Source organism: Teredinibacter purpureus, from assembly GCF_014217335.1.
GTDB classification, from domain to species: domain Bacteria; phylum Pseudomonadota; class Gammaproteobacteria; order Pseudomonadales; family Cellvibrionaceae; genus Teredinibacter; species Teredinibacter purpureus.
In genome coordinates this window covers 3,975,985-3,990,401 of sequence record NZ_CP060092.1, presented here as the reverse complement: position 1 = coordinate 3,990,401, position 14,417 = coordinate 3,975,985, and the positions used below count along the sequence as shown (strand labels likewise).

Sequence of the window (14,417 nt, the reverse complement as noted above, 5' to 3'; positions counted from 1 at the left end):
AAAGTAATGCAGGCACAAGAAAATACCGCGCAGAGCATGTCCGTTACCACAGCGGATAATAGCGATATATCGGCAGATTTAAATGATCAGTACCTCACCTTCATAATGGCAGAAGAAGAATACGGGGTTGATATTCTCTGTGTTCAAGAAATAAGAGGGTGGGAATCGGCTACACCGCTGCCTAACGCACCCAGCCATATTAAAGGCGTTATAAATTTACGCGGCACCATTGTACCCATTGTGGATCTACGCCAGTGTTTTGGCCTTAAGGCTATTGAATATACCGGTGTGACGGTGGTGATTGTACTGAAAGTACAGATGGAGGATGGTGACCGAATTATGGGTATTGTGGTCGACGCCGTTTCCGACGTTTACTCGTTATCTAAAACTGATATGCGTGCGGCGCCAGATTTAGGGAGCGCAGTGAATACAGATTTTATTCGAGGGCTCGTGAATGTCCAGGAAAAAATGGTTATTTTGTTGGATATAGATAAACTTCTAACGTTGGATGATGTACCCAATTTGTCGAACTTGGCTGAGCAAATTACGCAAGCCAAAACTAATGGATAGGTGAATAACGATGAATAATTGGCTTTCTATTTTTGGTTTAGGTCAATCGCAAGAATGCAAAGACATGGCTGGAAAGCTCGCCGCGGTTAGCCGAACACAAGCGATAATAGAGTTCGACCCTAGCGGTAGAATTCTAGAGGCGAACAGCAATTTCTTAACCGTTACGGGGTATACCAGTGATGAGGTCGTGGGCCGTCATCATCGTATGTTTGTAGATGATGATTACGCTAATAGCCAAGAGTATATGTTGTTTTGGGAAAATCTAGCGCGCGGAGAGTCGGTGGTAAGAGAATTCAAGCGCGTTGGGAAAGGCGGAAAGGAAATTTGGATACAAGGCTCTTATAACCCGTTGCGCGACGATAAAGGGAAAGTCTATAAGGTTATTAAATTTGCTATTGATGTAACCGCACGAAAGCAGGAAGAAAATACCAATCGTATTGCAGCCAATCAAGCCAGTGCATTAAAGCTGTGTAGTGCCAATGTTATGTTGGCAGACAATGATCTTAATATCGTTTACGTGAATGATACCGTAGTCGAAATGCTGACGCGAAACGAAGCAAAAATCAAGGAGAGTTTACCCTCGTTCGCAGTGGGTTCCCTTATAGGTACTAGTGTTGATGGTTTCCATAACGATGCATCGCATCAGCGTAAATTGTTGGGCGGGTTAACTGACACCTACAGTACCAATATCAACGTGAGTGGGCTTACCTTTGGTTTAATTGCAACGCCTTGGTTTGATGCAGAAGGTACGCGGCTCGGTACGTTAGTGGAATGGGAAGATAAAACGGAGCGCCTCGCAGAAGAAACTGCCCGGGCAACTAAGGCAGCTGAAAATCTACGTATTAGACAAGCGTTAGATGTGTGCGACACGTCGGTAATGTTAGCCGATAAAGAGATGAATATTATCTACATGAACGAAGCGGTTCGGAAAATGATGTCTGATAGAGAGACTACGATTCGGCAGCAATTACCCAATTTTTCCGTGAGCAGGCTTATCGGCACATGTGTAGATGACTTTCACGTAAAACCTTCTCATCAGCGCCAGCTATTAAATGATTTACGCTCGCCTTACAGTACCAATTTAGATATTGCTGGCCTCACATTTGGTCTTATTGCCACGCCACTGTTTAGCCCCGGTGGCGAAAGGTTGGGTACGGTTGTAGAGTGGGACGATAAAACTGAACGATTAGCGCGTGAAGCAGAAGAAAAAGCAAAATCTGATGAAAACGCAAGAGTAAGACAGGCGCTGGATAATGTCACAACCAACGTCATGATCGCAGATCCAGATGCCAATATTATTTATTTAAATGATGCATCGGTGGGCATGATGAGTAACGCGCAAGCGGATATTCGTAAAGCATTACCGACTTTTGACGCATCGAAACTCAAAGGTGCGAATATGGATATCTTCCATAAAGATGTCTCGCATCAACGCGGTATTATCAATAATTTGACAACAACGTACTTCGGTAATGCTGAGGTTGGAGGGCGTACCTTCACGGTAATAGCCAACCCCATTATTGTGGACGGAGAACGGCTAGGCACTGTAGTGGAATGGGCCGATCGCACGGCGGAAGTTGCGATAGAGCGAGAAATCGACTCCATGGTTGAATCGGCGAGCGCTGGCGACTTTAGTAAACAAATTTCGTTAGACGGTAAAACTGATTTCTTTGCCAATTTAGGTAAGGGGTTAAATGATCTAATTAGTACCGTAGAAGTTGCGTTAAATGATGTTATTCGTATGCTAGGCGCGATGGCGCGCGGCGACCTTTCAGAGCGTATCACGCGCGACTATAGGGGCGCTTTCGGCACGATGAAAATAGATGCGAATGCAACGGCCGATAAACTTACCGATGTTATAACTAAAATTCGAACGGCATCGGGGTCGATTACGTCGGCGGCCAACGAAATAGCGCAGGGGAACGCCGATTTGAGTCAGCGTACCGAAGAACAAGCGTCCTCGCTGGAAGAAACCGCGTCGAGTATGGAACAAATGACATCGACGGTAAAGCAAAGCGCCGATAACGCCATTCAAGCGAGTAGTTTAGCGATGGAAGCACAAACCAAGGCGCAAAGTGGTGGTGATGTGGTTAATCGAGCGGTGGTCTCCATGGGGGAAATTAATACCTCAAGCAAAAAAATAAGCGATATCATTGGTGTTATCGACGAAATCGCGTTTCAAACGAACCTTTTAGCCCTTAATGCTGCAGTAGAGGCGGCGCGTGCAGGTGAGCAGGGTAGAGGTTTCGCCGTCGTGGCAGGTGAGGTGCGTAATTTAGCTCAACGTTCGGCTGGTGCCGCGAAAGAAATTAAAGATTTGATTCGCGATAGCGTATCGAAAGTACAAGATGGCACCGCGCAAGTGAATGAGTCGGGGCAAACGCTAGCCGATATTGTCGCGTCGGTGGAAAGCGTTACCGCGATGATGCGCGAAATTGCCGATGCTGCGAAGGAGCAAACGAGCGGTATTGAGCAAGTGAATACAGCGGTCTCCCAAATGGACGAAATGACCCAACAAAATGCGGCTCTGGTAGAGGAAGCCTCAGCGGCAGGTGAGGCCATGGCCGATCAGGCGCGCGCACTCAATCAGGTGGTTGATTTCTTTTCAATCGCCGGCCATAGGGAGGCCGCTGCAGCAAATGCCCCTAGTACCCATCAATCACGTCCAACAACTCATACCAGTGTTGCGCATCGTGCGTCGGTAGAGCCGCCGATGTCTTATGGTTCGCAAGGCGGTGCCACGGACGATGAATGGGAAGATTTCTAAAGGGTTAAGCATTGCATATTAGTTGTGAGTGAAGAGGTAAAGTAATCGTGACCTTGGCTACCAATAGAACGCTGATTGGAGGCGTATTTGAATAATTCAAACGTAGGCGATTTTTCGCAGCGTGAATTTCCAATGACGCAGCAAAATTTTGAGGAAATAAAGGTCGTTGCCTATTCTCTGACCGGAATAAGCCTTTCGAACCATAAAAAAAATATGGTGTATGGCCGTTTGGCGCGTCGCTTACGGCGTTTAAATGTTGCCTCATTTAATGAGTACTGCGATGTTATTCGGGAAAAAAATAGCCGGGAACATGTTGAATTTGTTAATGCTATTACTACCAACTTAACGTCTTTTTTTCGAGAGGGCCATCATTTCGAGTTCTTGTCGACCAAACTATTACCACGATTACTGGCCGAGAAGCGGCAAGAGAAGCGTATTCGAATATGGTCAGCGGGATGCTCGACGGGAGAAGAACCCTACTCTATTGCCATGACGTTAAAAAACTTTACGGGAATGAGCGCTTGGGATGTAAAAATTCTGGCGACCGATCTCGACTCGAATGTGGTAGAAAAGGCCAGATTGGGCGAATACGCCACTGAGCGAGTAGAAACAATACCCGATAACTGTCGCCGATTTATAGCCAGAAATAATGTGGAAGATAGAGTACGAGTAAAGGACGTTATTCGGGATATGATCACATTTAAACAGCTCAACCTACTTCATGAGTGGCCAATGAAAGGGCGTTTCGATATTATATTTTGTCGGAATGTGGTGATTTATTTTGACGTCGAAACGCAAAAAAAATTGTTTGAACGCTATGCTAACCTACTTGAAACAACAGGCAATCTATTTATTGGGCATTCAGAAAATTTACACAATATTACATCACGATTTAAATCTCTAGGTCGAACAATATACGAACTTAACTAGTGGTTTTTAGGTGGTGACATATAACGTGTGAGTGTGTTGTGCTGCCATATTTAATTTGGAAGAGCGAAAACTGATTGTTTTTAAAAAGTGACTATCAACCCGTAACCTCGATTAGCGGTTTTGAACATATTAACCGTTACTGGGATCGGCGTTTAGGAATACCCGCCGCTAAAATTCTTCCCGGAGAATGCTACGTTAGCCGAACGGGTGAAATGATAGTAACGGTACTAGGTTCTTGTGTGGCAGCGTGTGTGAGAGACGTTAAAATTGGTGTTGGTGGCATGAACCATTTTATGTTGCCCGTGCAGTTAGGGGAGCAGTCAATATCGAGGCCCAGCGTTGTTAATGCAGAGCTGTGCTACGGTAATTGGGCAATGGAATATCTCATTAACGCTATATTAAAACAGGGTGGACGACGCGATAGGTTGGAAGTAAAACTGTTTGGCGGCGGGCGTGTACTCAGTAGCATGACGAATATGGATATAGGTAAACGTAATGTCGAATTCGTATTGGATTATTTACAAAAAGACAGCCTAACGATAGCGGCACAGGATCTAGGCAGTGATTACCCGCGAAAGGTGCTTTACTTTCCCGATACCGGAGCCATTAAACTCAAGAAGTTACGTACGCGCATGAATAATACGATTGAACAGCGCGAAAAAGCCTACCTGGATTCCATGGTTAAAAAGCCTGCCTCAGGCAACGTGGAACTATTTTAATAATCGTAAAGGGTGAGACGCACGCGAGTGTCGAATATGCAAAAGCGCGTAAAAGTATTAATTGTGGATGATTCGGCCCTTATTCGCGCTTTACTGAATGAGGTGTTGAGCTCTCATCCTGGGATCGAGGTCGTTGGTGCTGCAACTGATCCCTACGAGGCACGCGAATTAATTAAAAAATTCGCGCCAGACGTTCTGACGCTTGATATTGAAATGCCTCGCATGAACGGCATAGCCTTTCTTAAAAATCTTATGCGTTTAAGGCCCATGCCGGTGGTTATGATATCGACGCTTACGCAGGATGGCGCTCCCGCAACGCTCGAGGCGCTAGCACTGGGGGCTGTTGACTTCGTACCAAAACCTAAAAACGAAGGTGGTGGAGCGTTAGAGCTTTATCGCGATGTAATTGTAGAGAAAGTCTTATGTGCAGCGAGTGCCAACATAGCGGCATCAGCTGAAGCTTCTAGTTTTAGTGACCATATTTCAGGCAATCGTGATCTCGCCTCCAGCAAAAAGCTTAAATCGCAATTTATCTGTGCATTAGGTGCATCTACGGGTGGTACCGAGGCCATAAAAGAGGTTGTACTTGGCTTGCCGGAAAATGGCCCGCCTATTGTTATTGCTCAGCATATTCCAGAGGCGTTCAGCGCCTCTTTTGCACGACGCGTCAATTCCGCTGCGAAAATGACAGTGGTCGAGGCTAAGCATAATCAGAAGATTGAGCAAGGTAGTGTTTATATCGCGCCAGGAAATGCGCATTTGCGCGTTGAGGCTAGAGCAGGTGGTTACTATTGCAGCTTAGGTCGCGACGATGTGATCAATCGCCACAGGCCCTCTGTAGAAGCGTTGTTCGATTCCGTTACGAAAGCGGCTGGCGCAAAAGCGATGGGTATTATTTTAACGGGCATGGGTAGTGATGGTGCGGCGGCGTTATTAAGAATGAAACAAGTCGGTGCAGTCACGGTGGCGCAAGATGAGGGGTCGAGTGTGGTATGGGGTATGCCTGGCGCCGCGGTAAAAATGGGTGCTGCGAGTAAAATTTTACCCTTGAATAAAATTGGCCGGTACCTACTTACAAACGCCTTTAAATAAAAGGTATGAAATCTGATGGTAATCTGCTGGGCTTCTTGGAGATTGAGCTATCCTCATTAAGACGCTTAAATTTGAGGCGTTCGGCGAGTACTTATCGAAATATGATCCAGTGTTTTTCGCTGATTGTGGTAATATGCGCACAGCGTCGGTGCAGAAGGTTAATTACCGCCGAAAGCGTTTAACATGTGGTTTTATTGTCGCTAACAAAATGAACGTTTGTTCATGTCGTTGGCCAAACGTAAGAGACACCAGAATATGGCTATAAGATCCGCAATCTCTGATAACGGGAAAACATTAAGAATATCAATTGAAGGTCGATTTGACGCTTCTTCTTTGGATAATTTTCGAAAAGCGTATGAGGATGTCGATTCACATTCTCTTGAAAATTATTGTGTGGACCTAGGCGACACCGTTCACTTAGATAGTTCTGCATTAGGAATGTTGTTAGTGTTAAGAGATTTCGCAGGTGGCGACAGCGCTCGAATTACCATCGACAACTGCAGCCCTGAAGTTAAAAAAATATTTGCAATTTCTAGTTTCGAGCAATTATTTACCATTCAATAATGTGGTCGATGCTTTTTAAGGTAATAGTAATCGCATTTTAGCGTGAGCTGTTTGAACACTTAATCCTACCGAATACAACCCCACGTATTTCATGGTAATTCACTAAGGTTCGCCGGTGCCCAACGAGAAAGAGCAGAGTTTAAACATACTCATTGCGGAAGATTCTGCACCAGACCGGTTGATTCTTGAATCGATCGTTGCACGCGCTGGGCATGTTCCTATCCCTGTCGCCGACGGTCAAGAAGCCATAGAAGCCTACAAAGAGCACAAACCCGATATCATCATGCTGGATGTTTTAATGCCACGCATGGGTGGGGTAGAGGCCGCGCGAGAAATTCGAGCGCTTACGCGTGACGAATTTGTGCCCATTATTTTTTTAACGTCCCTGTCTGATGATGAGTCACTCGTGGAGTGTATTGAGGCGGGTGGCGATGATTTCCTGCCAAAGCCGTACAACCCCGTGGTGCTGGTATCAAAAATTAAAGCATTCGGGCGTATGCGTGACATGCACCTTGTACTCGCTCAGCAAAAATCGCTTATCCAGGCACATAATCAGCACCTGATTCAAGAGCAAGAGGTCGCTAAACAGGTGTACGATAAAATCGCGCATTCGGGTTGTTTGGATCTCGATATTATTAATGCGTATATGTCACCTCTAGCGGTTTTTAATGGTGATGTGTTGGTCGCCGAGGTGAGCCCTAATGGCAGTATATTAATTTTACTGGGTGATTTTACGGGGCACGGTTTACCTGCCGCTATAGGCTCCATGCCTTTGGCTTCCACTTTTTATGGCATGGCTCGCAAGGGCTTTTCTATGCCCGATATCATTAAAGAAATTAATACCAAATTGCACGAGATCTTACCAATCGGTTTTTTTTGCTGTGCAACGTGTATCGATATTAATCTTGAAAAGCGTCGCATGCGCATATGGAATGGTGGGTTGCCCGAAAGTTTTCTTTATCGTGCACGCACCAATAGTTATGAAATGCTCCAGTCTAGAAATTTGCCATTAGGCGTGTTATCAACGCAGAATTTTAAAGCGAATTGTAAACGTATTCCATTAGAGATCGGCGACCGATTTTACATGTGGTCAGATGGTGTTTTCGAGGCTCGCGATAGTCAGGGTGAGATGTTTGGTGAATCGCGGTTACACGCATTGATGGACCGGCGTATTGGTTCATCCACGTTGTTTGATGAGATTTTGGGGCAGGTACATAATCATATCGGCGATTCAGATAAAGATGATGATATTTCCTTAGTGGAGGTGCTGATCGACGATTTTCCAATTAAGCGGCTCGATACGGACACTCACACGAAAGCGAAGGGGCAGTTGGTCGATTGGGCGCTAACATTCGAGGTAAGTGAATCGAGTTTAAAAGAGTTTGACCCGCTACCTTTACTGGTGAATATAACCTCCGAAGTGCCGGGATTAAAGGATCGAAGCACTACGCTATACACAGTGCTCGCCGAACTTTACGCTAACGCGCTTGAGCATGGCGTTCTAGGGTTGTCGTCTGAGCTTAAGAAAACCCCTCAGGGTTTTGCCGAGTTTTACAAGCTTAAACACGATCGCTTACAGTCGCTCGATAAAGGCTCTGTTCGTGTGTGTTTGAAACATGTTGCGTCGCCATCAGGTGGCCTTTTGAATATTCGAATTATTGATAGCGGAAAAGGCTTTACACCCACCGAAAAGACGCAGGAAACGAGTAAAGTGGTCGCTCCGCCAACGCCAAGTAAGCCCAATTATTTTGGCCGTGGGTTATCGCTTATGGATTCTATATGCGAAAAATTGACGATACATCCCCCTGGAAATGATATTGAAGTGGATTTTCGGTGGCACTTGGATGATGGTCATGATTTATGATTGAGGTGGAGTGAATGACACGATGTCGGAGTTGAACGTAGACATTGATTTACCAATGCTGGAAAGCCTGCGGGATTTACTGGGCGAAAAATTTCCTGAGTTGATTCGCACGTACAACGAAGATTGCGCCGCGAGAATTTCTCGTATGGGTATTGCATTAGAAAACCACGATTTTGTTCAAATTAATCACGAAGCTCATGGCGTGAAAGGCAGTAGCCGTAATATGGGGGCAAACTCGTTGGCTCTATTATGTGATCAAATGGAAACCAAGGCCAAAGTGGAAGACGCCGTCGCAATGCCGCAAATTTTTTCCGCTATAGAGCAAGAGTTTGCCGCTACCGCGCAACAATTAAATAACCTTCTCTAGCTATTGTCCTCTAGCGTTTACTTATCCACTTATTAGCGCCCTTAATTAGGCGCTCGGTAGTGCTTAAATATCTGTCATTTTTACCGCATAAGCGTGCGAAGTACGCGGTCGAACGGGGTCTGTAAAAGGCACCGTGTCATCATAGGTTTATTAGCAACCCCCCTTCGAGTGCGGTTTGTAGCGCGCCCTTGTTACGCTAGATGTCTAGCAACGGAATACGTCTCTTCTTGGCAATACAGTGTTGGTCATTTTATTCTGGCGAGAGGTTTGTAAACGTTTCTATTTAATTAATGCGTCTCCCGCGAATTATGTATCCTCTGGCATAGCCTTTGCTCTTAGCTGATAGATACCGTTATATCTCTAGAGAGAAAGCGCCATGCATTCCATTTTCGACCTATTAACTATTGGCGATAGCGCCATCAGCCAAATATCGCGCCCAAGGGCGCAATCACCATCGTCAGCTAATCGTGACAATGGCAAGGATGATACTTTTCGAACAACATTCGCCCATGAGGCGCGGCGTAAAGCCGAACAGTCAGAAACGGCAGTTCAGCCGAATGACGCGCCTAATCGCGGAGCTACTGCGGCGTCTGATACTTCGCCTCATCAACGCGTCAGCGGCGCAACGCAAGCAGCCAGTAATCGCGACCGTAAGAGCGTAACCGAATCGTCTTCGGTATCCGAAAACGTATCGAGTACAACGGAGCTGTCGAGTACAATGGAACAGTCTGGCACAGCTGATAATACGCCTGAGTTCAGCGGCCTTGCAGCGGGCACGGCGCTGGAGCCTCAAGAACAACCGTATCACTTCACGCCGACGGAGCTGAGCGCACTTCTGGCGTCGTTTGAACACGATACTGTAGGGGTGAACAATCGGTTGCTGGGCGGGCCTATAGCGTCAGGTGTGCTATCGATGGAAAGTATTGTACTGCCGGTAGAGGGGTTAAAGACGGCGTTGCAGGCAACCGTTCAACTCTCTGCAGGTATAGGTGAATCACCGTTACACCGCCTACGTGCGGCCCCAGGCTTGTCTATACAGGCCGAGGGGCTTAGCGTTCAACCAATGACGTTTGCCGAGCTTCGGCTGGCCTTAAACGGCGGCATTGGTCTATCGGCGAATCTCGTTCGGTCGCAAGAGGTAACGCCTACTGCATTACCTGCGGAACTTCAATTTCATGGCGTAAAAAGCGCACCGGTTGCGGTAAAAAATGAGGGTGCATTATTGAGTAGTGATTGGGCGACCAGCATGGATAATCGCATGGCATCGTTCGAGGGTATGCTGAACCGTAGCGCGCAAAGCGAAGCGTTGTTTCGATTGGGGATTGGGGGGAATGTTGAAAAACTATCGGCGCTGGAAAGTGGGCCTGCCCTGGAAACATCGGTACGCCATGCGAGTATTGCCGGCGCTGGCCTAAACCTTAATACCGTAACGCACGATAGTCTTTCGTCGCGGCTACAAATGCCTGTTAACGTAACCTTCGGCAGGCCTCAATGGGCGGGTATGGTCGCCGAGCGTACCGCAATGATGGCGGGCCAAAATATTCAATCTGCAGAGCTTCAGTTAGACCCCCCTGAGCTAGGGCCACTGCAAGTACGGGTTCAGGTGAACAGTGACCAAGTAGTGGTTAGCTTTGTTTCTGGTCATGCCAACGTGCGTGATGCCTTAGACACTACAGCGACGCGATTACGGGAACTGTGTGAACAACAAGGGCTAAATTTAGTGGATGTCGACGTTTCAGATCAGTCGCCAGACGAAGAGCCTACGCCACAGCCCGAGCACTCGGCATCGGGCCAAACTGAAACGGTATTGGACGCTCCGCAAGACGAACAGACCACCACGTTATCGGTAACGGTACAAACGGGTATCGATTACTTTGCCTAAGCGCTTTGCTTTGTTGTAGTAATGTTTGTATTTGACATCGAAGCGTCAATTTTTCGACGCTCTTTCCCTAGCACTCTCAATATTAATAGGAGGGTGCACTTCAATTACGTGAAAAAATACGCTCATCCAGAAATTGCCGACTACATTTAGCTGTAGGGCGGTGACAAGTGCTTGGCATATCTCTTGCTCACTAGAAATCAACCTGCGTTATAAGACGGAAGTTTGACATGGCAGATGATGACAACACAGAAGGCAGCGAAGAAGCGGCCCCCGGTGGCGGTAAGAAAAAACTCATTACCCTAATTGTAATGGCGCTGGTGATTGCTGGAATATCTGTAGGCGGTACGTTAGCCGCGCTTAAATTTATTATGCCGCCTCCGCCGGAACCTACGGCAGAAGAGGGCGCTGAAGAAGACCTGGAACCGCCACGACTTCCCGCCATTTACTACCCCATAAAGCCCGCCATAATCGTTAATTATGATGCGAAAGGGCGGCAACGGTATTTGCAAGCAGAGCTTACATTAATGGTGCGCGAAGAAGACATTATTGGCAGCATCGAATTGCATATGCCGAAAATACGCAACGGTTTGAATTTACTTATCGGTAGTCAAATTTACGAAGAAATACAAACCGCTGAGGGAAAAGAACTTTTGCGTCAGCAATGCTTGCAAACGTTGCAAGATATTATGCAAGAAGAATTAGGAAAACCGGGTATCGAACAGGTTTTGTTTACTAACTTCGTAATGCAATAGGAAAAACCTTGCAAGACTTACTCTCACAAGACGAAATTGATGCGCTCCTCCACGGAGTCGATGACGGTGATATTGAAACCGAAGGGGATCAAGACCTCGGCGGTATAAAATCGTACGATTTAACAAGCCAAGATCGAATTGTACGTGGCCGAATGCCCACGTTAGAAATGATCAACGAACGATTTGCACGCTATACCCGTATCAGTATGTTTAATTTATTGCGGCGCACGGCGGACGTATCTGTAGGTGGTATTCAAATTCAAAAATTTGGTGAATATGTTCATACACTCTACGTACCCACAAGCTTAAATATGGTGAAGTTTCGCCCTTTACGCGGTACAGCATTGGTTATTCTAGATGCGAAACTGGTATTTAAACTGGTCGATAATTTTTTCGGCGGTGATGGTCGTCATGCAAAAATCGAGGGCCGAGAATTTACACCAACAGAATTACGCGTCGTTCAAATGGTATTGGATCAAGTGTTTATTGATTTGCGCGAGGCGTGGAAGGCGGTAAAACTGATTGATTTTGAATATATCAATTCGGAAGTCAACCCCTCTATGGCCAATATAGTGAGCCCTAGCGAAGTCGTAGTGGTAAGTACCTTTCATGTGGAGCTGGATGGCGGCGGTGGTGAGCTGCATATCACCATGCCCTATTCAATGGTAGAGCCTATTCGGGAGGTGCTGGATGCAGGGCTGCAATCGGATACGGATGAAAGAGACGATCGATGGGTGGTGGCATTACGCGAAGACGTGATGGACGCGCGAATCGATTTGGAGTGCGACATTATTCGACGGGATATTAGTTTGCGCGATATTGTTGATTTAAAAGCGGGGGACGTTGTCCCCATTACTATGCCAGATTTTCACATTACTACCGCAAACGGCGTACCTATGTTTAAAACTCAATTTGGGCAAAGTAGCGATAATCTAGCATTAAAAGTACTCGACTTTGTGGACCGACCAATAGTTCGCGCTACAAGTGATGATGGAGATAACCATGAGTGATGATGATGTCGACCAAGGTGATATGGCCGATGAGTGGGCAGCGGCGATGGAGGAACAAGATATCATCGATGGCGACGGTGATGCCGAGGGTGACACAGCGCCTATGGCTTTAGATGAATTCGAGGCGGTAACCGCATCACTTGAGCACGGCGGTGGTGAAGGTAACCCAAACCTCGATGTCATTCTGGACATTCCTGTTAGTATTTCGATGGAAGTTGGGCGGACATCGATCACCATTCGTAACTTGTTACAGCTCAATCAAGGTTCCGTAATTGAACTTGATCGTTTAGCCGGAGAACCGTTGGATGTGCTCGTGAACGGTACGCTTATCGCGCATGGCGAAGTGGTTGTGGTCAACGAAAAATTTGGTATTCGCATGACCGATGTTATAAGCCCCTCCGAACGAATTAATAAATTAAAGTAAGTTCAAAAAAGTACGTTAGAAAAGCCAATTGATAGCTCTGTTGAATGCGGGTAAACGTATGTCACTAACATTTTTTCGCTACACATTATTACTAGTATTCTTGGTAAGCCAAAACCTTTGGGCCGAACAGGCAATCGACACAGATGCCAACGATACTCAAATACTATCGTCTGTTCCTGAGAATTCACCTGCGTCGTATCTCTCGTCATCAGTCATTGATGAGCGGCCGGAAGTCATTTCTTCGAGCCGTGTTCTTATTCAGGTTGTTACTGGTCTAGGCGCGGTGACCTTGCTCATTTTTGTGCTTGCATGGTTGGCAAAAAAACTGGGATACGCGAATTTTAATGGCCCTGCACATATGCGTGTCGTGGCAAATTTGCCGTTGGGTAATCGTGAGCGAGCAGTGCTTATTGAAGTTGAAGGCGAAAGACTGGTATTGGGAGTAGCGCCCGGCCGTGTTAATGTTATAAAAATCTTGGAGGCGAGGGTTTCTAGAGAGGAATACGCTGTATCCGTAAACGATTCATTCCCAGAGAAAAATAACGGTGTGCCGTTAAAAAAAGGACAGGAATTTGCCCGTTATTTAAAATCGGTCCTGGACCCGAGTAATAAGTCGTGAAACGCCTCCGTGTTAATGGTCATTATTATCGCGTGTCGATGGCCATAGCCACTATCCTATTATTGGGCTTTTTATGCATGCTATCTCAGCCCGTATTTTCACAAGACGCTAATGGTATAACCGTTGCTGAAAGTATGTTGAGTAATGGCACGGAAGGCTTCAAGCCCATCGAAGGTTTGCCAGCCGTGACGGTAAAAACGAACAGTGATGGCACTCAAGAATATACGGTAACGTTACAGATACTTTTCTTAATGACCGTGCTCACGTTTTTGCCGGCCATTCTAATGATGATGACATCGTTTACGCGCATTATTATTGTTTTTTCGATATTAAGACAGGCGTTAGGTTTACAGCAATCGCCTTCCAATCAAATTCTCATTGGTCTTTCGTTGTTTCTTTCGTTTTTTATTATGTCTCCCGTACTAACCGAGGTGAATGAAACAGCGTTACAACCCTATATTAGCGAGAGTATTAGCGCCAATCAGGCACTGAATAATACCAAAAAACCCTTCCATCAATTTATGATGGCGAATACGCGAGAATCTGACCTAGATCTTTTCTTTAAAATTGGTCGAGTCGCTAGGGTAGCGCAGCCAGAAGATGTACCGTTTAGTATTCTATTGCCTGCATTTGTGACCTCTGAACTTAAAACTGCATTTCAAATTGGATTTATTATTTTCATCCCTTTTTTGGTTATCGATATTGTAGTAGCCAGCGTTCTAATGGCAATGGGTATGATGATGTTGTCACCACTTATAATTTCGTTGCCGTTCAAGATAATGTTGTTTGTATTAGTGGATGGCTGGGCGTTAATTATTGGAACGCTAGCGGCCAGCTTTGGCATTTAGATACAGCCC

14 protein-coding genes are annotated in these 14,417 nt (G+C 46.1%); all 14 read left to right on the top strand.

Going from position 1 to position 14,417, the window contains the following annotated elements; translation table 11 throughout:
• Positions 1 to 6: 6 nt before the first annotated feature.
• The 14 genes from H5647_RS17820 to fliP all read left to right on the top strand — a co-directional run bounded on the left by H5647_RS17820 (position 7) and on the right by fliP (position 14,408).
• A complete protein-coding gene (locus H5647_RS17820) occupies positions 7 to 570 on the top strand; it encodes a chemotaxis protein CheW (protein WP_045860420.1) in 564 nt (187 codons plus the stop codon).
• A 10-nt stretch (positions 571 to 580) separates the two neighbouring features.
• On the top strand, positions 581 to 3,337 hold the full coding sequence (locus H5647_RS22375) for a methyl-accepting chemotaxis protein (protein WP_045860419.1): 2,757 nt from the start codon (positions 581 to 583) through the stop codon (positions 3,335 to 3,337).
• A gap of 87 nt (positions 3,338 to 3,424) precedes the next feature.
• Positions 3,425 to 4,267, top strand: a complete 843-nt coding sequence (locus H5647_RS17810) for a CheR family methyltransferase (RefSeq protein ID WP_236074957.1) — start codon at positions 3,425 to 3,427, stop codon at positions 4,265 to 4,267.
• Positions 4,268 to 4,341: 74 nt separating this feature from the next.
• Complete coding sequence (gene cheD / locus H5647_RS17805) at positions 4,342 to 4,986, top strand: chemoreceptor glutamine deamidase CheD (protein WP_045860418.1); 645 nt, start codon at positions 4,342 to 4,344, stop codon at positions 4,984 to 4,986.
• A gap of 36 nt (positions 4,987 to 5,022) precedes the next feature.
• Positions 5,023 to 6,078 (top strand): protein-glutamate methylesterase/protein-glutamine glutaminase, encoded by a 1,056-nt coding sequence (locus H5647_RS17800; RefSeq protein WP_045860417.1) that lies wholly within the window; start codon positions 5,023 to 5,025, stop codon positions 6,076 to 6,078.
• Between the two features lie 255 nt (positions 6,079 to 6,333).
• Positions 6,334 to 6,642: an STAS domain-containing protein gene (locus H5647_RS17795; protein ID WP_045860416.1), complete on the top strand. Its 309-nt coding sequence runs from the start codon at positions 6,334 to 6,336 to the stop codon at positions 6,640 to 6,642.
• Positions 6,643 to 6,757: 115 nt separating this feature from the next.
• Positions 6,758 to 8,506, top strand: coding sequence for an ATP-binding SpoIIE family protein phosphatase (locus H5647_RS17790; protein ID WP_045860415.1), 1,749 nt, complete (start codon positions 6,758 to 6,760; stop codon positions 8,504 to 8,506).
• 22 nt (positions 8,507 to 8,528) lie between these two features.
• Positions 8,529 to 8,873, top strand: coding sequence for an Hpt domain-containing protein (locus H5647_RS17785; RefSeq protein WP_045860414.1), 345 nt, complete (start codon positions 8,529 to 8,531; stop codon positions 8,871 to 8,873).
• 376 nt (positions 8,874 to 9,249) lie between these two features.
• The gene (locus H5647_RS17780) at positions 9,250 to 10,755 is read left to right on the top strand and encodes a flagellar hook-length control protein FliK (protein ID WP_052692170.1); all 1,506 of its coding nucleotides are present in this window, start codon (positions 9,250 to 9,252) and stop codon (positions 10,753 to 10,755) included.
• 227 nt (positions 10,756 to 10,982) lie between these two features.
• On the top strand, positions 10,983 to 11,507 hold the full coding sequence (locus H5647_RS17775) for a flagellar basal body-associated FliL family protein (RefSeq protein WP_045860413.1): 525 nt from the start codon (positions 10,983 to 10,985) through the stop codon (positions 11,505 to 11,507).
• 8 nt (positions 11,508 to 11,515) lie between these two features.
• On the top strand, positions 11,516 to 12,517 hold the full coding sequence (gene fliM, locus H5647_RS17770) for a flagellar motor switch protein FliM (protein ID WP_045860412.1): 1,002 nt from the start codon (positions 11,516 to 11,518) through the stop codon (positions 12,515 to 12,517).
• Positions 12,510 to 12,941 carry a flagellar motor switch protein FliN gene (gene fliN, locus H5647_RS17765; RefSeq protein ID WP_045860411.1) on the top strand — a complete coding sequence of 144 codons (432 nt, stop codon included), beginning with the start codon at positions 12,510 to 12,512 and terminating at the stop codon, positions 12,939 to 12,941. Before fliM ends, fliN begins: the two co-directional genes overlap by 8 nt.
• Before the next feature lie 58 nt (positions 12,942 to 12,999).
• Complete coding sequence (gene fliO, locus H5647_RS17760; protein WP_052692168.1) at positions 13,000 to 13,560, top strand: flagellar biosynthetic protein FliO; 561 nt, start codon at positions 13,000 to 13,002, stop codon at positions 13,558 to 13,560.
• Positions 13,561 to 13,694: 134 nt separating this feature from the next.
• Complete coding sequence (gene fliP, locus H5647_RS17755; protein ID WP_236075072.1) at positions 13,695 to 14,408, top strand: flagellar type III secretion system pore protein FliP; 714 nt, start codon at positions 13,695 to 13,697, stop codon at positions 14,406 to 14,408.
• Positions 14,409 to 14,417 lie beyond the last annotated feature (9 nt).

Coding starts and splice junctions, on each gene's coding strand:
- H5647_RS17820 (WP_045860420.1), top strand. CDS start 7: ATGCAGGCACAAGAAAATACCGCGCAGAGCATGTCCGTTACCACAGCG.
- H5647_RS22375 (WP_045860419.1), top strand. CDS start 581: ATGAATAATTGGCTTTCTATTTTTGGTTTAGGTCAATCGCAAGAATGC.
- H5647_RS17800 (WP_045860417.1), top strand. CDS start 5,023: ATGCAAAAGCGCGTAAAAGTATTAATTGTGGATGATTCGGCCCTTATT.
- H5647_RS17795 (WP_045860416.1), top strand. CDS start 6,334: ATGGCTATAAGATCCGCAATCTCTGATAACGGGAAAACATTAAGAATA.
- H5647_RS17785 (WP_045860414.1), top strand. CDS start 8,529: ATGTCGGAGTTGAACGTAGACATTGATTTACCAATGCTGGAAAGCCTG.
- H5647_RS17780 (WP_052692170.1), top strand. CDS start 9,250: ATGCATTCCATTTTCGACCTATTAACTATTGGCGATAGCGCCATCAGC.
- H5647_RS17775 (WP_045860413.1), top strand. CDS start 10,983: ATGGCAGATGATGACAACACAGAAGGCAGCGAAGAAGCGGCCCCCGGT.
- fliN (WP_045860411.1), top strand. CDS start 12,510: ATGAGTGATGATGATGTCGACCAAGGTGATATGGCCGATGAGTGGGCA.
- fliO (WP_052692168.1), top strand. CDS start 13,000: ATGTCACTAACATTTTTTCGCTACACATTATTACTAGTATTCTTGGTA.
- fliP (WP_236075072.1), top strand. CDS start 13,695: ATGTTGAGTAATGGCACGGAAGGCTTCAAGCCCATCGAAGGTTTGCCA.